The 22,783-nt window shown below is 69.7% G+C and carries 18 protein-coding genes and 1 riboswitch; of the genes, 8 read left to right on the forward strand and 10 right to left on the reverse strand.

Annotation, left to right across the window (positions count from 1 at the left end; genetic code table 11):
* The first annotated feature begins 152 nt into the window (after positions 1 to 152).
* Positions 153 to 434, forward strand: coding sequence for an HPr family phosphocarrier protein (locus ACFQ6S_RS16085; RefSeq protein WP_062671404.1), 282 nt, complete (start codon positions 153 to 155; stop codon positions 432 to 434).
* Positions 435 to 597: 163 nt separating this feature from the next.
* Here the strand turns inward: ACFQ6S_RS16085 and ACFQ6S_RS16090 are convergent, their stop codons facing one another.
* The 4 genes from ACFQ6S_RS16090 to ACFQ6S_RS16105 all read right to left on the reverse strand — a co-directional run bounded on the left by ACFQ6S_RS16090 (position 598) and on the right by ACFQ6S_RS16105 (position 5,385).
* Positions 598 to 1,293 carry a GntR family transcriptional regulator gene (locus ACFQ6S_RS16090; protein WP_383408947.1) on the reverse strand — a complete coding sequence of 232 codons (696 nt, stop codon included), beginning with the start codon at positions 1,291 to 1,293 and terminating at the stop codon, positions 598 to 600.
* 188 nt (positions 1,294 to 1,481) lie between these two features.
* The gene (locus tag ACFQ6S_RS16095; RefSeq protein WP_383408949.1) at positions 1,482 to 2,267 is read right to left on the reverse strand and encodes a M23 family metallopeptidase; all 786 of its coding nucleotides are present in this window, start codon (positions 2,265 to 2,267) and stop codon (positions 1,482 to 1,484) included.
* A 13-nt stretch (positions 2,268 to 2,280) separates the two neighbouring features.
* Positions 2,281 to 2,443, reverse strand: a riboswitch (cyclic di-AMP (ydaO/yuaA leader).
* 201 nt (positions 2,444 to 2,644) lie between these two features.
* A complete protein-coding gene (locus ACFQ6S_RS16100) occupies positions 2,645 to 4,033 on the reverse strand; it encodes a M16 family metallopeptidase (RefSeq protein ID WP_383408952.1) in 1,389 nt (462 codons plus the stop codon).
* Positions 4,030 to 5,385 carry a M16 family metallopeptidase gene (locus ACFQ6S_RS16105; protein WP_383408955.1) on the reverse strand — a complete coding sequence of 452 codons (1,356 nt, stop codon included), beginning with the start codon at positions 5,383 to 5,385 and terminating at the stop codon, positions 4,030 to 4,032. Before ACFQ6S_RS16105 ends, ACFQ6S_RS16100 begins: the two co-directional genes overlap by 4 nt.
* A gap of 582 nt (positions 5,386 to 5,967) precedes the next feature.
* On the opposite strand from ACFQ6S_RS16105, the gene ACFQ6S_RS16110 reads away from it, so the two are divergent.
* Positions 5,968 to 8,424, forward strand: a complete 2,457-nt coding sequence (locus ACFQ6S_RS16110; RefSeq protein WP_383409296.1) for a DNA topoisomerase (ATP-hydrolyzing) subunit A — start codon at positions 5,968 to 5,970, stop codon at positions 8,422 to 8,424.
* Here the strand turns inward: ACFQ6S_RS16110 and ACFQ6S_RS16115 are convergent.
* Complete coding sequence (locus ACFQ6S_RS16115; protein WP_383408958.1) at positions 8,421 to 9,539, reverse strand: CobW family GTP-binding protein; 1,119 nt, start codon at positions 9,537 to 9,539, stop codon at positions 8,421 to 8,423. The two genes, ACFQ6S_RS16110 and ACFQ6S_RS16115, sit on opposite strands and share 4 nt — an antisense overlap.
* Positions 9,540 to 9,905: 366 nt before the next feature.
* Between ACFQ6S_RS16115 and ACFQ6S_RS16120 the strand changes: the two genes are divergently transcribed.
* From ACFQ6S_RS16120 to ACFQ6S_RS16140, 5 genes are all read left to right on the forward strand, one after another.
* Positions 9,906 to 10,424 carry a DUF6082 family protein gene (locus ACFQ6S_RS16120; RefSeq protein ID WP_383408961.1) on the forward strand — a complete coding sequence of 173 codons (519 nt, stop codon included), beginning with the start codon at positions 9,906 to 9,908 and terminating at the stop codon, positions 10,422 to 10,424.
* A gap of 220 nt (positions 10,425 to 10,644) precedes the next feature.
* Positions 10,645 to 10,884 carry a hypothetical protein gene (locus ACFQ6S_RS16125; protein ID WP_383408963.1) on the forward strand — a complete coding sequence of 80 codons (240 nt, stop codon included), beginning with the start codon at positions 10,645 to 10,647 and terminating at the stop codon, positions 10,882 to 10,884.
* A gap of 176 nt (positions 10,885 to 11,060) precedes the next feature.
* Positions 11,061 to 12,005: a sucrase ferredoxin gene (locus tag ACFQ6S_RS16130; RefSeq protein WP_383408966.1), complete on the forward strand. Its 945-nt coding sequence runs from the start codon at positions 11,061 to 11,063 to the stop codon at positions 12,003 to 12,005.
* Between the two features lie 128 nt (positions 12,006 to 12,133).
* Positions 12,134 to 13,810, forward strand: coding sequence for an ATP-binding protein (locus ACFQ6S_RS16135; RefSeq protein ID WP_383408969.1), 1,677 nt, complete (start codon positions 12,134 to 12,136; stop codon positions 13,808 to 13,810).
* On the forward strand, positions 13,807 to 14,487 hold the full coding sequence (locus ACFQ6S_RS16140; RefSeq protein ID WP_383408972.1) for a response regulator: 681 nt from the start codon (positions 13,807 to 13,809) through the stop codon (positions 14,485 to 14,487). Before ACFQ6S_RS16135 ends, ACFQ6S_RS16140 begins: the two co-directional genes overlap by 4 nt.
* Positions 14,488 to 14,603: 116 nt before the next feature.
* On the opposite strand, the gene ACFQ6S_RS16145 is transcribed toward ACFQ6S_RS16140, so the two are convergent.
* The 3 genes from ACFQ6S_RS16145 to ACFQ6S_RS16155 all read right to left on the reverse strand — a co-directional run bounded on the left by ACFQ6S_RS16145 (position 14,604) and on the right by ACFQ6S_RS16155 (position 19,024).
* Positions 14,604 to 16,196: a cation acetate symporter gene (locus ACFQ6S_RS16145; protein ID WP_383408975.1), complete on the reverse strand. Its 1,593-nt coding sequence runs from the start codon at positions 16,194 to 16,196 to the stop codon at positions 14,604 to 14,606.
* Positions 16,193 to 16,654 (reverse strand): DUF485 domain-containing protein, encoded by a 462-nt coding sequence (locus ACFQ6S_RS16150; protein WP_383408978.1) that lies wholly within the window; start codon positions 16,652 to 16,654, stop codon positions 16,193 to 16,195. The genes ACFQ6S_RS16145 and ACFQ6S_RS16150 overlap by 4 nt, the downstream gene beginning before the upstream one ends.
* Before the next feature lie 246 nt (positions 16,655 to 16,900).
* Positions 16,901 to 19,024, reverse strand: coding sequence for a type IIA DNA topoisomerase subunit B (locus ACFQ6S_RS16155; protein ID WP_383408980.1), 2,124 nt, complete (start codon positions 19,022 to 19,024; stop codon positions 16,901 to 16,903).
* Between the two features lie 444 nt (positions 19,025 to 19,468).
* Here ACFQ6S_RS16155 and ACFQ6S_RS16160 point away from each other — a divergent pair, with 444 nt between their 5' ends.
* Positions 19,469 to 19,699: a hypothetical protein gene (locus ACFQ6S_RS16160; RefSeq protein WP_383408983.1), complete on the forward strand. Its 231-nt coding sequence runs from the start codon at positions 19,469 to 19,471 to the stop codon at positions 19,697 to 19,699.
* Between the two features lie 110 nt (positions 19,700 to 19,809).
* On the opposite strand, the gene ACFQ6S_RS16165 is transcribed toward ACFQ6S_RS16160, so the two are convergent.
* Together ACFQ6S_RS16165 and ACFQ6S_RS16170 are read right to left on the reverse strand one after the other, a co-directional pair.
* Entirely contained in the window at positions 19,810 to 20,667 is an 858-nt protein-coding gene (locus tag ACFQ6S_RS16165) for a S1 family peptidase (protein ID WP_383408985.1), read from the reverse strand.
* Positions 20,668 to 20,816: 149 nt separating this feature from the next.
* Positions 20,817 to 22,358, reverse strand: a complete 1,542-nt coding sequence (locus ACFQ6S_RS16170; RefSeq protein WP_383408988.1) for an RNA polymerase sigma factor — start codon at positions 22,356 to 22,358, stop codon at positions 20,817 to 20,819.
* Positions 22,359 to 22,783 lie beyond the last annotated feature (425 nt).

The following is a 22,783-nucleotide window of genomic DNA, read 5'->3' on the forward strand; positions in this document are numbered from 1 at the left end:
CAACGGCGCGAGGCAGTCTGTGGAGGACGAACGTCGGGTCGAGGCCGCGACCCGAAGGTCACCGAAGGGCGGGACGTCCGTCCCGTTCCGGCATGCTTCACGGGTGTGGGAAACTGGTCTAGACAACCCTGAGAACCGAAGGGCAGCATCACATGGCTGAGCGCCGCGTCAACGTCGGCTGGGCCGAGGGCCTTCATGCCCGCCCCGCCTCCATCTTCGTCCGAGCCGCCACGGCCACAGGCGTCCCGGTGACGATCGCCAAGGCTGACGGCAACCCCGTCAACGCGGCCTCCATGCTGGCCGTTCTGGGCCTGGGCGCCCAGGGCGGCGAGGAGATCGTCCTCGCCTCCGACGCCGAGGGCGCGGACGCGGCCCTCGAGCGACTGGCGAAGCTGGTCGCCGAGGGTCTCGAGGAACTGCCCGAGACGGTCTGAGCCGCCTCGATTGTCGTTCGCGCGGCTCGTCGCTTCTAAGACGTCACCGCGCACACCTGAAGGGCTCGCTCGAATTATCGGGCGAGCCCTTCGCATTTCCCGATCACGGGCAGCATAAATAATCCCCGCCCATTTCTTTCCCTCTTTGTATACGGCGCCTGTGTTAATGCCGCAGGCTCGGCATGTTTACGGGATGTTGCGAATTCCTCACACGCTCCGCGCGCTCGCCGCCGGAGCCGAACCGCAGGCGGTGCGAGGACAGCGACCGTTCGATATGCAGCGCCGTGACCGCGCGGGCGCGTTCGCCGTCGCCGCGCGCCACCGCGTCCACGATCGCGCCGTGCTCGGTCCAGGACTCGACGGGGTTGACGGGTGCCTCCACGGCGTACATCCAGGCGACCTTGTGGCGTAGTTGGGTCAGCACCGAGGACAGGCCGGGGCTGCCGGAGGACTGGGCCAGCGTCTCGTGGAACCAGCTGCCCAGGGAGCGCAGATCCTCGCTGTTTCCGCGCCTGGCCCGCTCCTGCCCCAGCCTTACCAGGCCGCGCAGGACCTTCAGATGGGCCTCGGTGCGCCGCTGGGCGGCCCGGGAGGCGCCGAGCGGTTCCAGGAGGGTGCGCATCTCCAGCAGGTCGGCGGCCTCCTGCTCGGTCGGTTCGGCGACGCACGCGCCCGCGTGCCGCCGGGTCACCACGAAGCCCTCCGCCTCCAGGGTGCGCAGGGCCTCCCGGACGGGGACGCGGGAGACGCCGTAACGGCGGGCGAGGACTTCCTCGGTGAGTCGGCCGCCACGCTCGTAGACACCGGCCACGATGTCGTCCCGGATCGCCGTGCACACCGAATGCGCCGGAATACGCATGACCGACCTCCGCTTAATCCCCGTGAAACGTCGACGAATGACGTGTTCGCAGTGACTCTATTGCAACCGGCCAGAATTTCCGACGGAGGGCCGGAATCCATGGATATTTTTTGGTCAGCGGATCAGGGTCGGAAACGCCGAAAGCCCCGGCTCGGGAGCCGGGGCTTCGGGGAGGTGCGCCGGTGGCGTCAGATGTTCACGCCGTGCGAGCGCAGGTAGGAGACGGGGTCGATGTCGGAGCCGTACTCCTGCGTCGTGCGGGCCTCGAAGTGCAGGTGCGGCCCGGTGACGTTGCCGGTGGCGCCCGACAGGCCGATCTGCTGGCCGGGCGTGACGGTCTGGCCGACCGAGACGCCGATGGACGACAGGTGGCCGTACTGGGTGTACGTGCCGTCGTTCATCTTGATCACGATGTTGTTGCCGTACGCCCCACCCCAGCCGGCCTCGACGACCTTGCCGGAGGCGACCGCGTGGACGGTGGTGCCGCTGGCGGCGTGGAAGTCGATGCCGGTGTGGCTGCCGGAGGACCAGACGGCTCCGCCGGCCTTGTAGCCGGTGGAGACGTACGAGCCCGCGATCGGGGCGACGTAGGACAGCAGGCGCTTGCGCTCGGCCTCGCGAGCGGCGCGCTCCTTGGCCTCCCGCTCCTTCTTGGCCTTCTCGGCCGCCTTCAGACGCGCGGCCTCCTCGGCGGCCTTCTTCGCGGCGGCGGCCTCCTTGGCGGCCCGCTCCTGGGCGGCGGCCTGGGCGTCGAGCTGGTCGGCGATCGAGTTCTCGACGGTGATGGCGGGTATGAGGCCGGTCTGCTCCGCGGCGGGTTCGGCGGCGAGCGCCGGAGCGGCCAGGGTGCCTATGACACCGGTGGCGGTGAGCGCGGCGACGCCGGCAGCGCGGGCGGTGGTGCGCTCGAACCGGCTGGGCCGGCGGTGCTTCCCGGTGGGGCGGTTCTTCCCGGTGGCGCAGGTGAACGCCATGTAGTGGCTGGTCCTTTCCTTCCTTCTCGCCTACCGGGTTAGCTGACGGGTTCGGAGCAGGAAGGTCTCCTACGGACCCCCTCGCACAGGCGCGGGCGTCCGATTCACCCCAGGGACTTCGATGGGTCCCCGGCTCCCCTGGCTCGCGCCGTACGGGGACTCGGCGATGGCTGTCCGGTGCCGCGGCTGCGGCGCACTGCCTGACGGACAGCCCGGAAGACGCTAAACGGGGCATCTTTCAATCCCCAAACGGATCAGGGCTTTTGTAGCGCATCCCACAGGCCAGACAGGCAACCTCTCCTCAATTCGGGCATAAAGGGGCCCTGGTGACTCTTGCGTCACCAGGGCCCCTCAGCGCGCGTGGCGCCGTCTCGCGTCTACTCGGCCGCCACGACGGTGACTTCGCCGATGCCGAGGGCCTCGACGGGCTCCCGGATCTCGGCCGCGTCGCCGACGAGGATCGTCACCAGACGGTCCACCGGGAAGGCGCTCACGGCCGCGGCAGTGGCCTCGACGGTGCCGGTCGCGGCGAGCTGCTGGTACAGCGTGGCCTGGTAGTCGTCGGGCAGGTGCTGCTCGACCTGGTCCGCCAGCGTGTTCGCCACGGAGGCCGCGGTCTCGTACTTCAGCGGCGCCACCCCGACGAGGTTCTGCACGGCGAAGTCCCGCTCGGCGTCGGTCAGCCCCTCGGCGGCGACACCGCGCAGGACCTTCCAGAGGTCGTCCAGCGCGGGGCCGGTGTTCGGGGTGTCGACGGAGCCGCTGATGGCGAGCATCGCCGCGCCCGTGCCGTCCGGGGCGGAGCGCAGGACCTGCCCGAACGCGCGCACGCCGTAGGTGTAGCCCTTCTCCTCGCGCAGGACCTTGTCCAGGCGGGAGGTGAGGGTGCCGCCGAGGCAGTACGTGCCGAGCACCTGCGCGGGCCACACGCGGTCGTGCCGGTCGGAGCCGACACGGCCGATCAGCAGCTGCGTCTGGACCGCGCCGGGGCGGTCGACGATGACGACGCGCCCGGTGTCGTCCGCGGTCACCGGCGGGACGGGCCGCGGCTCGGCCGGGGAGCCGGTCCAGGCACCCAGGGTGTCGCCGAGCAGCGCGTCGAGGTCGACATCGGTGAGGTCGCCGACGACCACGACGGTGGAGGTCACGGGGCGTACATGCCGCTCGTAGAAGGCGCGTACGCCCGCGGAGTCGATGCCGGCGACGGTGTCCTCGGTGCCCTGGCGCGGGCGGGACATGCGCGAGGTCGCCGGGAACAGCTCCTTGGAGAGCTCCTTGGCGGCTCGGCGCGAGGGGTTGGCCAGCTCGTGCGGGATCTCGTCGAGCCGGTTGCGCACCAGGCGCTCGACCTCGGCGTCGTCGAACGCGGGCGCCCTGAGCGCGTCGGCGAGCAGGCCGAGCGCCTTGGCCAGACGGGAGACCGGCACTTCGAGGCTGACCCGGACGCCGGAGTGGTCGGCGTAGGCGTCGAGCGTGGCACCGCAGCGCTCCAGCTCGGCGGCGAACTCCTCTGCGGTGTGCTTGTCGGTGCCCTCGGACAGGGCGCGCGCCATGATCGTGGCGATGCCGTCGACGCCCTTGGGCTCGGCGTCCAGGGGCGTGTCCAGGAGCACCTCGACGGCGATGACCTGCTGGCCGGGGCGGTGACAGCGCAGGACCGTCAGGCCGTTGTCCAGCTTGCCGCGCTCGGGCGCCGGGAACGCCCAGGGCCGGGCCTGGCCGGCCTGGGGCTGCGGGTGGAACTCCATGCTGGCGAGCTCGGTCACTGGGCCGACTCCTCGTTCTCGTCGGTGGTGGCGGCGTCCAGTTCCTCGTCCTCGGCGGCGACCGGCTCGTACACCAGCACCGCGCGGTTGTCGGGACGCAGCCGTGCCTTGGCGACCGCCTGGACCTCCTCGGCGGTGACGTCGAGGACGCGCTTGACCGCGGTGAACGCCAGCTGCGGGTCGCCGAACAGGACGGCGTACCGGCACAGTTCGTCGGCGCGGCCCGCGACCGTGCCGAGCCGGTCCAGCCACTCGCGCTCCAGCTGGGCCTGGGCGCGCTCCATCTCCTCGGCGGTGGGGCCCTCCTGCGCGAAGCGGGCGAGCTCCTCGTCGACGGCCGACTCGATGACGGGGACCTCGACATCGCCGGAGGTCTTCACGTCCAGCCAGCCCAGGGAGGGCGCACCGGCCAGGCGCAGCAGGCCGAAGCCGGCCGCCACGGCCGTACGGTCGCGGCGCACGAGCCGGTTGTAGAGGCGGGAGGACTCGCCGCCGCCGAGCACGGTCAGCGCCAGGTCGGCCGCGTCGCACTCGCGCGTGCCGTCCGTCGGGAGGCGGTAGGCGGCCATCATCGCGCGCGCCGGGACGTTCTCCTCGACGACCTCGCGCAGCTGCTCGCCGATGACCTCGGGCAGCGAGCCGTCGCGCGGGGCGGGCTTGCCGTCGTGCGACGGGATGGTGCCGAAGTACTTCTCGACCCAGGCGAGCGTCTGCTCGGGGTCGATGTCGCCGACGATGGACAGCACGGCGTTGTTGGGCGCGTAGTAGGTGCGGAAGAACGCGCGGGCGTCCTCCAGGCTGGCCGCGTCCAGGTCGGCCATCGAGCCGATCGGTGTGTGGTGGTACGGGTGTCCGTCGGGGTACGACAGCGCGGTCAGCTTCTCGAAGGCGGTGCCGTACGGGACGTTGTCGTAGCGCTGGCGGCGCTCGTTCTTCACGACGTCCCGCTGGTTCTCCAGGCCCTCCTCGTCGAGCGCCACCAGGAGGCTGCCCATGCGGTCGGCCTCCAGCCACAGCGCGAGCTCCAGCTGGTGGGCCGGCATGGTCTCGAAATAGTTGGTGCGCTCGAAGCTGGTGGTGCCGTTCGGCGAGCCACCGGCGCCCTGGACGAGCTCGAAGTGCCCCGTGCCCTTCACACTGCTCGAGCCCTGGAACATCAGGTGCTCGAAGAGGTGGGCGAGTCCGGTACGGCCCTTGACCTCGTGGCGGGAGCCTACGTCGTACCAGAGGCAGACCGCGGCGACCGGCGTGAGGTGGTCCTCGGAGAGCACCACACGCAGGCCGTTGGCCAGGCGGTGCTCCGTCGCGGTGAGGCCGCCGGATTGTGCCTCCGGTGTGGCCGTGTGACCCATGGGCAAGGTGTCCTTCCGGTCGCGTGCGCTGCGTTCTGCCGAGCAGTTCGGCTTGAGTTCCTGCCACTGTATGCAGCGTCCGAAGGCTCGGCGAAGTTCCCGTTCAGAACGCCTTGGGTGCGCGGCTGTGTGCGGGGCGCAGGAACGCCCCGCGGGGACAGCCTGTCGCTTTCCCGCCTTCGGCGGGCTCGCACGGCTCTTGTCGATCACTCCGGCGAGTGAACGGTTTGGTGGCGTGAGCTTGCCAAAGGGGTCGGCGCACGGCGGGCGGGCGGCTTCGGAGTCCTGAGTACGACGTCGGAGGGACGCTCGCCGAGCGGTGTTCCGTCCCGGTGGCGGTTGTCGCGACTGCCGGGGAGATCTCGCCCGGCACGCCACGCTTTCCCGTGACAAGAACCCTGTCGACCTGGGCGGTTGCTGCCCGATCGGTCCCCTCGGTCGCGAGTGGGGCCGGCCGTCGGCGACACTTCTCACGCGCCGTGCGGGAGGCCAACATCGGGTCCTGGTCGGTGGTTGTCAGTGCCGCGGTCCACAATGGTCCGCGTCATGTCCGTCAAACGCTTCAGCAAGGAGCCGGCAGCGATGGCCCGCCGCAGCACGAAGACCCCGCCGCCCGACGACTCGTACGAGGAGAAGATCCTCGACATCGACGTCGTCGACGAGATGCAGGGCTCCTTCCTCGAGTACGCGTACTCGGTCATCTACTCCCGAGCCCTGCCGGACGCTCGCGACGGCCTCAAGCCGGTGCACCGCCGCATCGTCTACCAGATGAACGAGATGGGCCTGCGCCCCGACCGCGGCTATGTGAAGTGCGCCCGCGTCATCGGCGAGGTCATGGGTAAGTTGCACCCGCACGGCGACGCGTCGATCTACGACGCCCTGGTGCGCATGGCCCAGCCCTTCTCGATGCGCGTCCCGCTGGTCGACGGCCACGGCAACTTCGGCTCGCTGGGCAACGACGACCCGCCGGCCGCCATGCGGTACACCGAGTGCCGGCAGGCCCAGGCGACGAGCCTGATGACCGAGTCGATCGAAGAGGACACGGTCGACTTCACGCCCAACTACGACGGCCAGGAGCAGGAGCCGGTGGCGCTGCCCGCCGCCTTCCCGAACCTCCTGGTCAACGGCGCGTCGGGCATCGCCGTCGGCATGGCCACGAACATGCCGCCGCACAACCTCGGCGAGGTCATCGCCGCCGCCCGTCATCTGATCCGGCACCCGAACGCGGATCTGGACGCCCTGATGAGGTTCGTCCCGGGCCCCGACCTGCCCACCGGTGGCCGGGTCGTCGGCCTCGCGGGCATCCGGGACGCCTACGAGACGGGCCGCGGCACCTTCAAGATCCGCGCCACGGTCGAGATCGAGACCGTGACGGCCCGCCGCAAGGGCCTGGTCGTCACCGAGCTGCCGTTCACGGTCGGCCCGGAGAAGGTCATCGCCAAGATCAAGGACCTGGTCGGCTCGAAGAAGATCCAGGGCATCGCCGACGTCAAGGACCTCACCGACCGTGCGCACGGCCTGCGTCTGGTCATCGAGATCAAGAACGGCTTCGTGCCGGAGGCGGTCCTGGAGCAGCTCTACAAGCTGACGCCGATGGAGGAGTCCTTCGGCATCAACAACGTCGCACTGGTCGACGGCCAGCCCCTCACCCTGGGCCTCAAGGAACTCCTGGAGGTCTACCTCGACCACCGCTTCGAGGTCGTACGGCGCCGCAGCGAGTTCCGCCGCAGCAAGCGGCGCGACCGTCTGCACCTGGTCGAAGGCCTGCTCACGGCGCTCGTCGACATCGACGAGGTCATCCGTCTGATCCGCTCCAGCGAGAACAGCGCACAGGCGAAGGAACGCCTGATGGAGCGCTTCTCCCTGTCCGAGGTCCAGACCCAGTACATCCTCGACACACCGCTGCGCCGCCTCACCAAGTACGACCGCATCGAGCTGGAGGCCGAGAAGGACCGGCTCAACCAGGAGATCGCCGAGCTGACCCGGATCCTCGACTCGGACGCCGAGCTGCGCAAGCTGGTCTCCTCCGAACTGGCCGCGGTGGCCAAGAAGTTCGGCACCGAGCGGCGTACGGTGCTGCTGGAGTCGGCGGGCACAACGGTCACCGCCGTATCGCTGCAGGTGGCGGACGACCCGTGCCGGGTGCTGCTGTCCTCGACGGGCCTGCTGGCCCGTACGGCGAACGGCGACCCGTTCGCGGACGACGGCGACGCGAAGCGCTCCAAGCACGACGTGATCATCTCCGCGGTGCCGGCCACGGCGCGCGGTGAGGTGGGCGCGGTGACGTCCACGGGCCGGCTGCTGCGGATCAACGTCATCGATCTGCCGCAGCTGCCGGAGACGGCGTCGAGACCGAACCTCGCGGGCGGCGCGCCGCTGTCGGAGTTCGTGTCCCTGGACGACGGCGAGACCTTGGTCTGCCTGACCACGCTCGACGAGTCGTCCCCCGGCCTGGCGATCGGCACGGAGCAGGGCGTGGTGAAGCGTGTGGTGCCCGACTACCCGTCCAACAAGGACGAGTTGGAGGTCATCACGCTGAAGGACGGCGACCGGATCGTCGGGGCGGTGGAGCTGCGCACCGGTGAGGAGGACCTGGTCTTCATCACGGACGACGCCCAGCTGCTGCGCTACCAGGCCGCGCAGGTCCGCCCGCAGGGCCGCGCCGCCGGCGGCATGGCGGGCGTCAAGCTCACCGAGGGCGCGAAGGTCATCTCCTTCACCGCGGTGGACCCGGCGGTCGACGCGGTGGTCTTCACGGTCGCGGGCTCGCGCGGCACGCTGGACGACTCCGTCCAGACCACGGCCAAGCTGACCCCGTTCGACCAGTTCCCCCGCAAGGGCCGCGCCACGGGCGGTGTCCGCTGCCAGCGGTTCCTGAAGGGCGAGGACTGTCTGTCCCTGGCCTGGGCGGGCGCCACCCCGGCGCGAGCCGCACAGAAGAACGGCACCCCTGCGGAACTCCCCGAGATGGATCCGCGGCGCGACGGCTCTGGGGTCTCGCTGGCGAAGACGGTGTCGGTGGTGGCGGGGCCGGTCTAGGCCGGCGGGTCGTCGAGGCGCCGCTCGTCGGGGCCTTGTCCGTCCGGATCTTGTACGTAGCGCAGGACGCCCCACATGCCATGCTCGTCGGCGTGCGGGGCGTCGCTTTTGCAGGCCTCCAGTTCCTTGGCCAGGGCGGCGGCATCGATACCGGAGCCGATGAGGACGAGCTGGGTGAGACGTGCGTCGGCGTCGCCGACGACGCCGGCCCACGGTTCCGGGTAGAAGCGCAGGAACGGTCCGACGGCGTGTACGGCGTAGCGGTTCGCGGTGTCGTGGGGGCCGAAGTCGACGTAGCCCTTGATCCGGTACAGCCCCTCCGGCCTGCTGTCCAGGAATCCCATCAACCGACGTGGATCGAGGGGCTGTTCGGAGACGAAGGAGAGGCTGTCATAGGCGGTATGCAGGTGGGTGTGGTGACCGTCGGGGTCGTCGCGGTCACCGTCGTCGCCGCCGGTGTGCTCGTGCAGGTCGTCGAAGGAGAGCTGCCCGATGCGTTCCTCGCTGGGCCGGCAGTCGAACAGGAACTCGGGGTCGATACGGCCGTAGGTGGCGGGGACGAGGGCGGCGCGTTCGGCGAGGTCGCGCACCAGCCCTAGGACGCGCTCACCGTCCGGCGCCCGGTCGAGCTTGTTGACCACGACGAGGTCTGCGAGGGCGAGGTGCCGGTCGACCTCGGGGTGTTTGGCGCGCGTGTCGTCGAACTCGGCGGCGTCGACGACCTCGACGAGCCCGCCGTACACGATCCCCGGATGCTCACTGGCGAGCACCATGCGCACGAGTTCCTGGGGTTCGGCGAGTCCGCTGGCCTCGATGACGATGACGTCGATGCCGGTGCCGGGGCGGGCGAGCCGCTCCAGATAGACATCCAGCTCACTGGCGTCGACCGCGCAGCACAGGCAGCCGTTGCCGAGGGAGACGGTGGAGTCGCCGAGCGCGCCGGCGACGGCCATGGCGTCGATCTCGATGGCGCCGAAGTCGTTGACGATGGCGCCGATGCGGGTGCCTCCGCTGCGGTGGAGGAGGTGGTTGAGCAGAGTCGTCTTGCCGGAACCGAGGAATCCGGCGAGTACGACGACCGGAATCTGCTGCGGGCCGGGGCTCTGCTGGCTCAACGTGCGACCTTTCTCACGCCGACGGGTGCACCGGCTCGCGGCTCGGCGCAGAGACGAAGATTTGAATGCCGACCCAGGATACGAGCCGGAAGAATCACTGCGAAGTGAACGATTGTTAGCAGCACTTGCCGGGCAGACGTTGGGCATGGCGCCGGAGTGTGCGACCCTCGCTTCCCTCCGTGCGCCTCCTCTCCGCCTCCCCGCCGATCAGAGCCGCTCGGCACTCTGGGAGACGGCAAGCGCCGCCCACCGCTCGCCGGTCCCCTCCAGTCGACCCGCACCCCGACGACCGGCGGACGGCCGCCGTCTGATTCGGGGGTTGACATGGCCACACGAAGGACTGGGGTACCGGGGCTGGGTTCGGCCGTGGCAGCGGGCCTGGGGCTGGTGACAGGAGCTCTCGCCGCGCTCGCGTCACAACGCCGCACGCTCGACTCGCTGCGCGTGCGACTCGATGACCTGGAAGAACAGGTGACGCGCACGCAGCAGCACGCCAACTTGGCCAACCAGCAACACCTGCACTGGCAACTGCTGAGCAAGGCGATCGACAGTCCGGAACTTGCCGAGGTGCTGGACATCTTCGAAGTGCCTGCGTCGCCCCAGGAGCGACGCCAGTACCTCTTCGCCAACGCCCTGTACACCAACCTGCTCTTCTACTACCGCATCGGCAATCTGAGCCGGGACGAGTTCTTCGGCCGGGTGCGGGGTCTCCTGCAGAACCCGGTCGTGCGCGAATATTGGTTCGCAACGAGAGGCCAGCGGGCGACGCTTCCCGAGGACTCGGATGAGGCCGAGTTGGGGAGGTTGGTCGACGACCTTCTGCGCCGGCTGGACGAGGCGGACGTCGAGGAGTGGTGGGTGGTCGGTGAGCCGCCGAGCGAGTAGGCAAGGCGCGCGAAATGAATTCACACCACCGGAGCCATAACGAACAGATCACGTTCCCAGTTGTCCCTCACGCACCTGGGGTTGACTCACGCCATCGCGCGAGCGACTCCACAAGAGCGCCACTCACGCTGCCGGAAGACGTGCGCACCCCACAGGGCCGCCGCCGTACCCGCCGTCGTTGTGCGCATGTTCTTCAGCCGTGAATCAGAGGGAATCAACAGTGAGTCAGATCATTCGTCGGATCGGTGTCCCCCCAAGCTCCCGGGGGAGCACCGGAGGAGGCAACTGCCCTGACATCTTCGAGTTGGCCGACGGGAACTTCGCGGTCATCGGTACGGACGCCACGGACTCACTCGACCCGGACCTCCCCTCCGACGCCTCGCGCGCCGACTACGAACGTATCGTCGTTATTACCCGCGAAACACTAATTCGCGCCAAGACTGATATTCCTGACGTATAGGTGGCGTAGTTCCTCAGTTGCGGGCACTCCTCCCAGGTCCGGCACCGCCGCGGTGCCGGACTTCTTTACGCAAGCGGGAAGGCCTTGTCTAGGGCGGGCCCGCTTGGACACGACCACAGCCGAACGCCGACCCCTTAAGCAGTCACGACGACTCAAGTCAGGTTAGGCTCACCTCTGTGAGTACGTGCTCAACCGTCTCGCAGGACCTCGACGAGCCCATCGCGGGGACCGCGGCGACCGCGACGACCTGGCTGCTGCTGGAGCAGCCCGGCCCGTGGGGTGCCAAGGCGCTCACCCAGAGCCACCTGGATCCCGCGCTCGGCCGTGCCTTGGAGGCGGCCGCGCAGGGCACGGGCGTACGCGTCGCGCTCATCCGCCGCCCCGGCCGGCACGCCGACTGCGGCGGCGTCGCCGAGCGCCAGGTCTACGTGGCCCACACCGTGCCCGGAAAGGTGTGGCTGCGCGCCGCCACGATCAGCGACCCTCAGCTGCTCCTCGACCTGGACTTCGCTGCCCTAGGCATGGGTGACCACCACACCTTCGACTCGGTTCTCCAGGGGCGTCCCCACACAGGCGACCCGCTCGCACTCGTCTGCACCAACGGCAAGCGGGACCGCTGCTGCGCCCTCCTGGGCCGCCCGCTCGCGGCCGAGCTCGCCACCTCCGGCGTGGACGGCGTCTGGGAGGTCACCCATCTGGGTGGACATCGGTTCTCCCCGACCCTGCTCGTGCTGCCCTACGGCTACGCCTACGGCCGGGCGCAGGCCCACGCCGTCAAGGAAGTCCTGCACAGCGTCCAGGACGGTCGGATCGTCGTCGACGGCTGCCGCGGGAACTCGGCCTGGGAACGACCGGGCCAGGCGGCCGAGCTGGCCGTGCGCAGGGCCACCGGCGAGCACGGTGCCGAGGCGCTGACCGTCGTACGGACGGACGGCACCGCTCCCCGCTGGGAGGTGACCGTCGCCCACACGGACGGCCGCACCTGGCGCGTCAGCGTGGTCCAGGGGGCCTCCCAGCCGCCCCGCCCGGAGAGCTGCGGGGCGTCGGTGCTCGGCTCGCCCGCGCGGATGGACGTGGTGGCGATACGCGAGCGCAGGATGGCGACGGCACTCGCGAGCTGACCGCCGGCCGGTTCCACCAGGGCCAGGCCGCCCCCGTGGCCGCACGCCCCGCCGGACCCGCAGCGATCAGGAGATCCCCGCCACATCCCCCTACGGCCGCTCACCCACCCCCACGTACCGTCATGGGTATGAGCCCCACTCCCCCCGCCCGTCGCCTGCGCCTCGGCCTGCCCCGGCGGATGTTCTCGCAGGTGCTGCTGATGCAGGTGGCGATCGCCGCGGGAGTCGCGGTGCTCGCGACCGGTCTGTTCCTCGCTCCGCTCAGCGACCAGCTGGACGACCAGGCGATGCGCCGCGCGCTGTCGATCGCGCAGACCACCGCCGCCCAGCCGCAGATCGCCGAGGACCTGGCCGGCACGTCCGCGACCGCCGGCGGCCCGGTCCAGCGGGAGGCGGAGCGGATCCGTGAGGCGACCAGGGCCGAGTACATCGTGGTGATGGACCGGCGCGGGGTGCGCTGGTCGCATCCCACGCCGAGCGAGATAGGCAGGCTCGTCTCCACCGACCCGGGCCAGGCGCTCGCCGGCCATGAGGTCATGCAGATCGACAGCGGCACGCTCGGCCGCACCGCGCGCGGCAAGGTTCCGTTGCGCGACGACGACGGGAAGATCGTCGGGGCGGTCTCGGTCGGTATCGCGTACGACAGTGTGCGCGCCCGTCTGCTGCACGCGATCCCGGGGCTGTTCGCCTACGCGGGCGGCGCCCTGGCGGTGGGCGCGCTGGCCGCCTGGCTCATCTCCCGCCGGGTCCAGCGGCAGACCCGTGACCTGGCCTTCTCCGATATCTCGGCGCTACTCTCGGAGCGCGAGGCGATGCTGCACGGCATCCGGGAGGGCGTCGTCGCCCTGGACCGCGGCGGCCGTATCCGCCTCCTCAACGACGAGGCACGGCGTCTGCTCGGCATCGGTGACGAGGCCGTCGGCCGGTCCCTCGACGAGGCGCTGGGCGAGGGCCGTACGACCGACGTGCTGGCCGGCCGGGTGACCGGCACCGATCTGCTCACCGTCCGCGGTCAGCGCGTCCTGGTCGCCAACCGCATGCCCACCGACGACGGCGGCGCCGTCGCCACCCTGCGCGACCGCACCGAGCTGGAACAGCTCGGCCGGGAGCTCGACTCCACACGCGGTCTGATCGACGCCCTGCGCGCCCAGGACCACGAGCACGCCAACCGCATGCACACGCTCCTCGGGCTGCTCGAACTGGAGATGTACGACGACGCCGTGGAGTTCGTCGGGGAGGTCGTCGGCGATCATCGCGCCACCGCCGAGCAGGTCGCCGAGAAGATCCAGGACCCGCTGCTCGCCGCCCTGCTGGTCGGCAAGGCGACCGTGGCGGCGGAGCGCGGTGTCGCGCTTCGGCTCTCGGATCGCACGGGGCTTCCGGACCGGCTGATCGACCCGCGGGGGCTTGTCACGATCGTGGGCAACCTGGTGGACAACGCCCTCGACGCCGTCGCGGGCACGCCGCACGCGCGCGTGGAGGTCGAATTGCGGGCCGAGGGGCGCACCGCGAACCTCAGGGTGCGCGACACGGGGCCGGGAATCCCCGCGGAGCAGCGCGAGTTGATCTTCACCGAGGGGTGGTCAACCAAGCAGCGCCCGGCCCACCGCGAGCGCGGCATCGGCCTCTCCCTGGTGCGCAGGCTCGCCGAACGGCAGGGCGGCAGCGCGACGGTGGGCGAGGCGGCCGGTGGGGGCGCCGAGTTCGCCGTCGTCCTGCCCGAGGCGCTGGCCGAGCCGGATCTGGAGCCCGCCCTCACCGTGCCGTCCGATCCGCACACCGTCGCCGAGGAGGAGTCGCGATGATCGAGGTCCTGGTCGTGGACGACGACACGCGCGTCGCGCGGGTCAACGCCGCCTACGTCGAGAAGGTGCCGGGCTTCCGTGTCGCGGGCGAGGCGCACAGCGCGGCCGAGGCGCTGCGCCAGGTGGAGGAGCTGCCTCGGGTGGACCTGGTCCTCATGGATCACTATCTGCCCGATGAGACCGGCCTGGCGGTCGTCCAGGAGATGCGCCGGCGCGGCCTCCAGGCCGACGTGATCATGGTGACGGCGGCGCGGGACATCACGACCGTGCAGGCGGCGATGCGGCACGGGGCGCTCCAGTACCTGGTCAAGCCGTTCGCCTTCGCCGGGCTGCGCGCCAAGCTGGAGGCCTATGCGGAGCTGCGCCGCACCCTCGACGTCGGCGGCGAGGCGGAACAGGCCGAGGTGGACCGCATCTTCGGCGCCCTGTCGGCCCCTTCGGAATCCGATCTGCCGAAGGGCCACTCCCCCACCACCGCGGAACTCGTCCGCCGCTCCCTGATGAACGCCGAAGGCCCCCTGTCGGCCCAGGAGATCGCCGAGCGGACCGGCGTGAGCCGCCAGACCGCCCAGCGCTATCTCAAGCTCCTGGAACGCACGGGACGCGCCCGTCTCACCCTCAAGTACGGGGACGCGGGCCGCCCGGAACACCGTTATGTGTGGGCGACCCGCGCCTGAGGCACGGCCCGTGGGGGCGGGGGAAGGAACCGTGCCCTCCCTTTCATACGGACGCCGAGCGCCGAAGCGTCAGCCGACCAGGACGGGATGAGTCGTACGGCGGCCATGGCGCCGCCCTAGACCGCCCCCGCCCCCGTGAGCGACCGCACCTCGGTCTCCGCGTGCTTGGCCTCGTCGGGGGCCTCGGCCGAGGTCACTGTGCCGAGCCAGCCCGCGATGAAGCCCAGCGGGATCGAGACGAGGCCGGGGTTCTGCAGGGGGAAGTACTGGAAGTCGACGTCGGGGAACAGTGATTCGGGGCTGCCCGACACCACCGGCGACAGCAGCACGAGCACCAGGGCCGGAATCAGACCGCCGTACACGGCCCATACGGCCCCGCGCGTGGTGAAGTCCCGCCAGAACAGCGAGTAGAGCAGCACCGGCAGATTGGCGGACGCGGCGACGGCGAAGGCCAGACCCACGAGGAACGCGACGTTCAGGTCGCGGGCCAGCAGTCCGAGCCCGATCGCGACGACGCCGATGCCGACCGCGGCGACGCGTGCCACGGCCACCTCGCTGCGGGGCTTGGCGTGCCGGCGCCGTAGTGAGGCGTACAGGTCGTGGGCCACGGAGGCCGAGGAGGCGAGCGTGATTCCGGCGACCACGGCGAGGATCGTGGCGAAGGCGATGGCGGCCACCACGGCGAAGAGAACCGTTCCTCCGGTGGAGTTCTCGCCGCCGCCCAGATCGAGCGCGAGCAGCGGAACCGCCGTGTTCCCGGCCGCGTTCGACCCCCGTACGGCCTCGGGTCCGACGATTGCCGCCGCGCCGAAGCCCAGGACGATGGTCATCAGATAGAAGCCGCCGATGAGCCCGATCGCCCAGACCACGGAGCGCCGTGCCGCTCGGGCGGTGGGCACGGTGTAGAAGCGGGACAGGATGTGCGGCAGCCCCGCGGTGCCCAGCACCAGGGCGAGGCCCAGGCTGATGAAGTCGAGGCGGGCCGTCCAGTCACCGCCGTACTTCAGGCCGGGCGCCAGGAACGCGTCTCCGTGACCACTGCGCTCGGCCGCCGTGAGCAGCAGCTGGTCGAAGTCGCCGTGAAAGCGCAGCAGGACGAGCACGGTCAACGCGATGGTGCCGCCGAGCAGCAGGACCGACTTGACGATCTGGATCCAGGTGGTGGCCCGCATCCCTCCCAACGAGACATAGATCACCATGAGCGCACCGACGCCGATGACGGTCCAGGCCTGCGCCCCCTCGCCCTTGCCCCCGAGCAGCAGCGCGACCAGGGTGCCCGCGCCCACCATCTGCGCCACCAGATAGAGAACGGACACGGTGACCGAGGAAGTTCCCGCCGCGATCCGCACGGGGCGCTCGCGCATCCGTGCGGCTACCACGTCGGCGAGCGTGAACCGCCCGCAGTTGCGCACCAGTTCGGCGACCAGGAACAAGACCACCAGCCAGGCCACGAGGAAGCCCACCGAGTAGAGCAGCCCGTCATAGCCGAAGAGGGCGATGAGCCCGGAGATACCGAGGAAGGACGCGGCCGACATGTAGTCACCGGCGATGGCAAAACCATTCTCCATGGGGGTGAAGAGCCGGCCGCCCGCGTAGAACTCCTCCGCGGAACCACGCCGGTTACGGCCCACCCAGGCCGTGATCGCCAACGTGATCGCGACGAACACGCTGAACAGCAGCAGCGACAGAGTCTGATGGTCGACCGTCACGCGGCACCACCCTTCGCGACACGCGTCAACTCCTGGGTGTCCCAGCGCAGTTCGAGCGCCGCCCGGTCCCGGCGCAGCCGCGCGTGACGGGCGTAGGCCCAGGTGAGCAGAAAGGTGGTGAGGAACTGCCCGAGTCCCGCGAGCAGGGCGACGTTCACGGCGCCCACGACGGGCCTGGCCATCAGCCCCGGCGCGGTCGTCGCGGCGACGACGTACGCCACATACCAGGAGAAGAACACGACGACCGCCGGCACCACGAACCGCCGGTAGCGGCCGCGCACTTCGCGGAAAGCGGCGCTGCGCTGCACCTCCAGGTACACATCACCGGCGGGAGGCGGGGCGGTCTCGGGGGCGTCCGTACCGTCCGATTCCCCCCACCCGGAGGCGAGGGCGTCGTACCAGGGATCGTCGTACCGCGCACCAGTGGTTTCGCGGGGACGACCATCGCTTGAGTGCATGCCCAAGCATGGACAGAACGGAAAGATCGCCGACTCGGCTTCTCAGCGCGTTTCACCCCATCAGGTGATGCAAACCGGAAGGACCAGGCAAGTCGGTAAATGTTCCCGCAGCCGCCGTCGGCGATGAGCCCCACAGGGGCCACCCGCACCCGACGACGAAAGTCGCACGGCCGGTGCGGGTGGGAACCCAAAGAGGGCCGAAGGCGAGGCCGAGGCCGAGAACCCGGCCCCAGCCCAGCGCAGCGACTACGCGTCGATACGCGACCGATCCAGCGTCGCCGCCGAGCTCGAGATGAACTCCTTGCGCGGCGCCACATCGTTGCCCATCAGCAGATCGAAGACCCTCTCGGCCGCCTCGAGGTCGGTGAGGCTGATCCGCCGCAGCGTGCGATGGCGCGGGTCCATGGTCGTCTCGGCCAGCTGATCGGCGTCCATCTCGCCGAGACCCTTGTACCGCTGGATGGTGTCCTTGTACCGCACGCCCTTGCTCTGGAACTCCATGAGCTTGTCGCGAAGCTCCCGGTCCGAGTACGTGTAGACGTACTTGTCCTGCCCCTTCTTGGGCTGGATGAGCTCGATCCGGTGCAGCGGGGGCACGGCGGCGAACACCCGGCCGGCCTCGATCATCGGCCGCATGTAGCGCTGGAACAGCGTCAGCAGCAGTGTGCGGATGTGGGAGCCGTCGACGTCGGCGTCGGTCATCATGATGATCTTGCCGTAGCGGGCGGCGTCGATGTCGAAGGTCCGGCCCGACCCCGCCCCTATGACCTGGATGATCGCGCCGCACTCGGCGTTCTTGAGCATGTCGGTCACGGACGACTTCTGGACGTTGAGGATCTTGCCGCGGATCGGCAGCAGCGCCTGGAACTCGGAGTTCCGGGCGAGCTTGGCGGTGCCGAGCGCGGAGTCTCCCTCGACGATGAACAGCTCGCTGCGGTCGACGTCGTCGCTGCGGCAGTCGGCGAGCTTGGCGGGCAGCGACGAGGACTCAAGGGCCGTCTTCCGGCGCTGCGCGTCCTTGTGCTGGCGGGCCGCGATACGCGTACGGGCGGCGGCGACGGCCTTCTCCAGGACGACACGCGCCTGTGCGGCGGAGTCCCGCTTGGTGGAGGTCAGGAACGCCTTGAGCTCCCTGGCGATCACCGTGTTCACGATGCGCCGGGCCGCCGAGGTACCGAGGACCTCCTTGGTCTGGCCCTCGAACTGCGGCTCGGCGAGCCGGACGGTGACGACCGCGGTGAGCCCTTCCAGGGCGTCGTCCTTGACGATGTCGTCCTCGGCCACGCGCAGCATCTTCTTGGTGCGCAGCACCTCGTTCATGGTGCCGGTCACGGCCGTCTCGAAGCCCGCGACATGGGTGCCGCCCTTGGGGGTGGCGATGATGTTCACGAACGACTTCAGGATCGTGTCGTATCCCGTGCCCCACCGCATGGCGACGTCGACGTCGAGCTCTCGGGTGACCTGGGTGGGGGTCATCTGACCGTGCTCGTCCAGAACCGGGACGGTCTCCTTGAAGGTGCCCTGGCCGCCGAAGCGGAGGACGTCGCAGACCGGCTTGTCGGTGGCCAGGTACTCGCAGAACTCGCTGATGCCGCCGTCGAAGCGGAAGGACTCCTCGCCCTTGCTGCCGCCCTCGCCGAGGCCGAACTCGTCGCGGACGACGATGGTCAGGCCGGGCACCAGGAACGCGGTCTGGCGGGCGCGCTGGTGCAGGTTCTCCAGGGAGAGCTTGGCGTCCTTCAGGAAGATCTGCCGGTCGGCCCAGTAACGCACGCGTGTGCCGTTGCGGGTCTTGGGGATCTTCTTGGTCTTGCGCAGGCCGCTCTTGGCCTCGAACTTGGCCGTCGGGCCGTCGGCGGCGAAGGCGCCCGGGACACCGCGCCGGAAGCTGATGGCGTGGGTGTGGCCGCTGCGGTCCACCTCGACATCGAGCCGCGCGGACAGGGCGTTCACCACGGAGGCACCCACGCCGTGCAGACCGCCGGAGGCGGCGTACGAGCCGCCGCCGAACTTGCCGCCGGCGTGCAGCTTGGTCATGACGACCTCGACGCCGGACATGCCGGTCTTGGGCTCGACGTCGACCGGGATGCCGCGGCCGTTGTCCCGGACCTCCACGGAGCCGTCGTCGTGGAGGATCACCTCGATGTGGTCGCAGTAGCCACCGAGGGCCTCGTCGACGGAGTTGTCGATGATCTCCCACAGGCAGTGCATCAGACCACGGCTGTCGGTCGAGCCGATGTACATGCCCGGGCGCTTGCGCACGGCCTCGAGCCCCTCGAGGACGAGCAGGTGCCGCGCGGTGTAGTTGGAACCGTCCCGGTCTGCTCCTGCCAGCAGCGCTGTGGACGGCACGGACGTCTCGGCGGTCACGCGGTTCGCTCCTCGCTGAATTTCAGGTGACGCCCTGATGGGTAAGGGCGCGGCTTCGGTTGCCGTCAAGAGGGTACCGAGGCCTGGTAGAGCCGATGTAACGCCACCCTCGTACGAAACACAGACTAGTCCAGGGTCGCATGCTTGTTCGATCCCTCGATGGGGTGAAGTACATATCACGTTCCCTTCCAGGCATGAACCATTTAGGCTCCGGGCACGTCCTCATGAACAAACCGGCAAGCCAGCCGGGAGGACAAACCTTGACCGACAGCGCGAAACCGTAAGCACGCCTGACACGCACTACGGCACATTCGCCGCCAAGCCGGCAGCAGCCAGCCGCCCCGGAAAAATTTCTCTCTGGGAGAAGCCGCGAGCGGGAACGTTTTGGGGCTGGTTGGATGTTGACCCTGGTACGACAGCTCGTCGAGCTAGAGAAGAGGCGACGTGACTACTGTTCTGACCCCCGCGAGCCCGCTGACGGCCGCTGACCGCTGCGACCGCTGCGGCGCACAGGCGTACGTACGCGTCGTCCTGCTCAGCGGCGGAGAGCTGCTCTTCTGCGCCCACCACGGTCGCAAGTTCGAGCCGGAACTCAAGAAGATCGCCGCTGAGATACAGGACGAGACGGAGCGGCTGACGACCGTTCCCAGCACCGCTTCCGAAGAAGAGCGCTGACACCTCGCATCCCCGACGAGCCAGCTCCGGCACAGGCCGGCTGATGGGCGGTCGCCCCTGACAGCAGGGGCGACCGCCCTCGCTCATACCCCGAGAGCCCCCGGCCCCGGTCAGCCGCCCGTGTGGCCCTCCTGCGCGGCGGCCCGCCACCCCATGGTCCGTACGACCTCGGACACCCGTGTGTACACGCCAGGGCTGCCCGCGCGACCACACCCGTTGCCCCAGGACACGAGCCCGATCAGCTTCCCCTGAGCGACCAGCGGCCCTCCGCTGTCCCCCTGACAGGCATCCCGGCCGCCCGTCGGCTCCCCCGCGCAGAGCATGCTGTCCGCCAGATACCTGCCGTCGCCGTCACCCGGATACGCCTGCCGGCACAGGGCGTCCGGCAGTACGTGCACGCGTGCGGCCCGCAGACCGCGCGGATAGTCGCCCGCGCCCGTGACGTCCCCCCACCCGTAGACCAGCGCCTGGGTCCCCGGCACATAGGCCGGATCGCCCGGGCCCGCCATCGCGATGACGGCGCTCGCGGGAAGGCGCTGGGCGAGCGTGACCACGGCGAAGTCGCCGGCGTTGCTGTCATTGTCGTAGCCCGGGTTCACCCGGGTGGCACGGACGGGGACCTCCTGTCCTCGGCCGGACAGCAGATCCGTACGGCCCGAGATGACCGTGAAGTCGCGCACCTGTTCCGGCGACGACCCCAGGACTTCCTGGCTCAGGCAGTGGGCCGCGGTGAGCACCGTGGACCGGCCCACCGCCACCCCGACGCAGAACTGACCCGCCCGCGTACCTCCGAACCGGTCACGGCTGGCCAGCGCCACGGTCCAGGGGCTGTCGGACACATCCACCGGGAACCCGCCGACGACGACGCTGTCGGCGGCCACAGGGGCGGCGGACACCAACGGTACGGCCGTCGCCACGGCCGCCATTACCAAGGGCCGGGCCAGCGCCCGGACAAAGGGTCGACGCATGACGCTCCTCACTCTCGGGTGGTCATGGGAAACCCAGAGTGAGTCAGCTCGCCGCGCCCCGCACCCGCACGAAGGCCCGGTCCCCACTCGGGGACCGGGCCTTGTGCGTCGTACGAATGCGACGTGGTCGAGCTTGGAGCTACTGCGACCTAGTCCAGGTAGTCGCGCAGCACCTGAGACCGCGACGGGTGGCGCAGCTTCGACATGGTCTTGGACTCGATCTGACGGATGCGCTCGCGCGTGACGCCGTAGACCTTGCCGATCTCGTCGAGGGTCTTCGGCTGACCGTCGGTGAGACCGAAGCGCATGGAGACGACGCCCGCCTCGCGCTCGGAGAGCGTGTCGAGGACGGAGTGCAGCTGCTCCTGGAGGAGCGTGAAGCTGACCGCGTCGGCCGGGACCACGGCCTCGGAGTCCTCGATGAGGTCACCGAACTCGCTGTCGCCGTCCTCGCCCAGCGGGGTGTGCAGGGAGATGGGCTCACGGCCGTACTTCTGGACCTCGATGACCTTCTCCGGGGTCATGTCGAGTTCCTTGGCCAGCTCCTCCGGGGTGGGCTCGCGGCCCAGGTCCTGGAGCATCTGGCGCTGCACGCGCGCGAGCTTGTTGATGACCTCGACCATGTGCACCGGGATACGGATGGTGCGGGCCTGATCGGCCATGGCGCGGGTGATCGCCTGACGGATCCACCAGGTGGCGTACGTGGAGAACTTGTAGCCCTTGGTGTAGTCGAACTTCTCGACCGCGCGGATCAGACCGAGGTTGCCCTCCTGGATGAGGTCCAGGAAGAGCATGCCGCGGCCGGTGTAGCGCTTGGCCAGGGAGACCACGAGGCGGAGGTTGGCCTCCAGCAGGTGGTTCTTGGCGCGGCGGCCGTCCTCGGCGATGATCTCCAGCTCGCGCTTGAGCTTGGGGGCGAGCTTGTCGGCGTTGGCCAGCTTGTCCTCGGCGAAGAGGCCCGCCTCGATGCGCTTGGCGAGCTCGACCTCCTGCTCGGCGTTGAGCAGCGGGACCTTGCCGATCTGCTTGAGGTAGTCCTTGACCGGGTCGGCGGTGGCACCGGCGGCCGCGACCTGCTGCGCGGGCGCGTCGTCCTCGTCCTCGTCGGAGAGCACGAAGCCGGCGCTTTCGGTGCCCTCGGGCTCGTCGCCGGTCTTGCCGGGGGTCTCCTCGAGAGCCTCGTCCTCGGGAACCTCGGCGTCGTCCTTCTTGGCGGTGGTCTTCTTGGCAGCCGTCTTCTTCGCGGCAGCCGTCGTCTTCTTTGCGACCGTCTTCTTGGCGGTCGTCTTCTTGGCAGCGGTCTTCTTCGAGGGGGCATCGTCCTCGACGGCGGATTCGGCCGCGGGCGCCTCGGGCGTGGCGGTGGCAGTGGCCTTCTTGGCGGTCACCGTCTTCGCCGCGACCGTCTTGGTGGCGGTGCGCTTGGCCGGACTCTTCGCTGCGACGCTCTTTCGGGTGCGCTTGGGCTCCGCGGCACTGACCATCAGCGTCACACCCTCTTCCTCGAGGATCTGGTTGAGGCTGCGCAGTACGTTCTTCCACTGAGTGGCCGGAATCTGGTCGGCTTCGAAGGCCCGACGCACATCGTCGCCGGCGATCTGCCCCTCAGCCTTTCCCCGCTCGATAAGAGCCATGACAGAGACGGACTCGGCGATCTCCGGCGGGAGCGTACGGGATGTGCTGGCCGACACGAACAACCTCTCGGAACGTTGGAAAACGGCTTCCGGCCCCGTCCACAGCGGACAGGAGCCGACCACCGGCCGTGGGGATTGGGCCGACGGTGCGGGCGGGGGCCGGGAAGATGCACAGCGCCGTGAGCGGCGTCCGTATTCCCTCCTCGGCTGTCACCTCTTAGGTCATCGCGCTGTTTCCCCGAGTGTTACGCCCAATCTGCGTGGCCCGAGTCACATCCCGTAACCGGCCAAAAGCATGCAGACATGGACAGAACTGGTCATCGGCGGCCTGGGTCACGCATCGTACGGCGATTGCACCGCCTCGTCACACCGTCGGACCCGGGAGAGGCAGGCCCGACCTCCCATGGTCGGCAGGAGGGGGTGTGCCAAGCTCGCGTCACCCCGGAGAGGGGGGCAGTCCCGGAAGCCTCCCCCCTTTTGGT

Origin of the sequence: Streptomyces sp. NPDC056479 (assembly GCF_042795335.1) — a bacterium.
In the GTDB taxonomy this organism is placed as follows: domain Bacteria; phylum Actinomycetota; class Actinomycetes; order Streptomycetales; family Streptomycetaceae; genus Streptomyces.

Excerpts from the sequence above, each read along its gene's own strand:
- ACFQ6S_RS16085 (WP_062671404.1), top strand. The coding sequence starts at position 153 with ATGGCTGAGCGCCGCGTCAACGTCGGCTGGGCCGAGGGCCTTCATGCC.
- ACFQ6S_RS16090 (WP_383408947.1), bottom strand. The coding sequence starts at position 1,293 with ATGCGTATTCCGGCGCATTCGGTGTGCACGGCGATCCGGGACGACATC.
- ACFQ6S_RS16095 (WP_383408949.1), bottom strand. The coding sequence starts at position 2,267 with ATGGCGTTCACCTGCGCCACCGGGAAGAACCGCCCCACCGGGAAGCAC.
- ACFQ6S_RS16105 (WP_383408955.1), bottom strand. The coding sequence starts at position 5,385 with ATGGGTCACACGGCCACACCGGAGGCACAATCCGGCGGCCTCACCGCG.
- ACFQ6S_RS16110 (WP_383409296.1), top strand. The coding sequence starts at position 5,968 with ATGGCCCGCCGCAGCACGAAGACCCCGCCGCCCGACGACTCGTACGAG.
- ACFQ6S_RS16135 (WP_383408969.1), top strand. The coding sequence starts at position 12,134 with ATGAGCCCCACTCCCCCCGCCCGTCGCCTGCGCCTCGGCCTGCCCCGG.
- ACFQ6S_RS16140 (WP_383408972.1), top strand. The coding sequence starts at position 13,807 with ATGATCGAGGTCCTGGTCGTGGACGACGACACGCGCGTCGCGCGGGTC.
- ACFQ6S_RS16150 (WP_383408978.1), bottom strand. The coding sequence starts at position 16,654 with ATGCACTCAAGCGATGGTCGTCCCCGCGAAACCACTGGTGCGCGGTAC.
- ACFQ6S_RS16165 (WP_383408985.1), bottom strand. The coding sequence starts at position 20,667 with ATGCGTCGACCCTTTGTCCGGGCGCTGGCCCGGCCCTTGGTAATGGCG.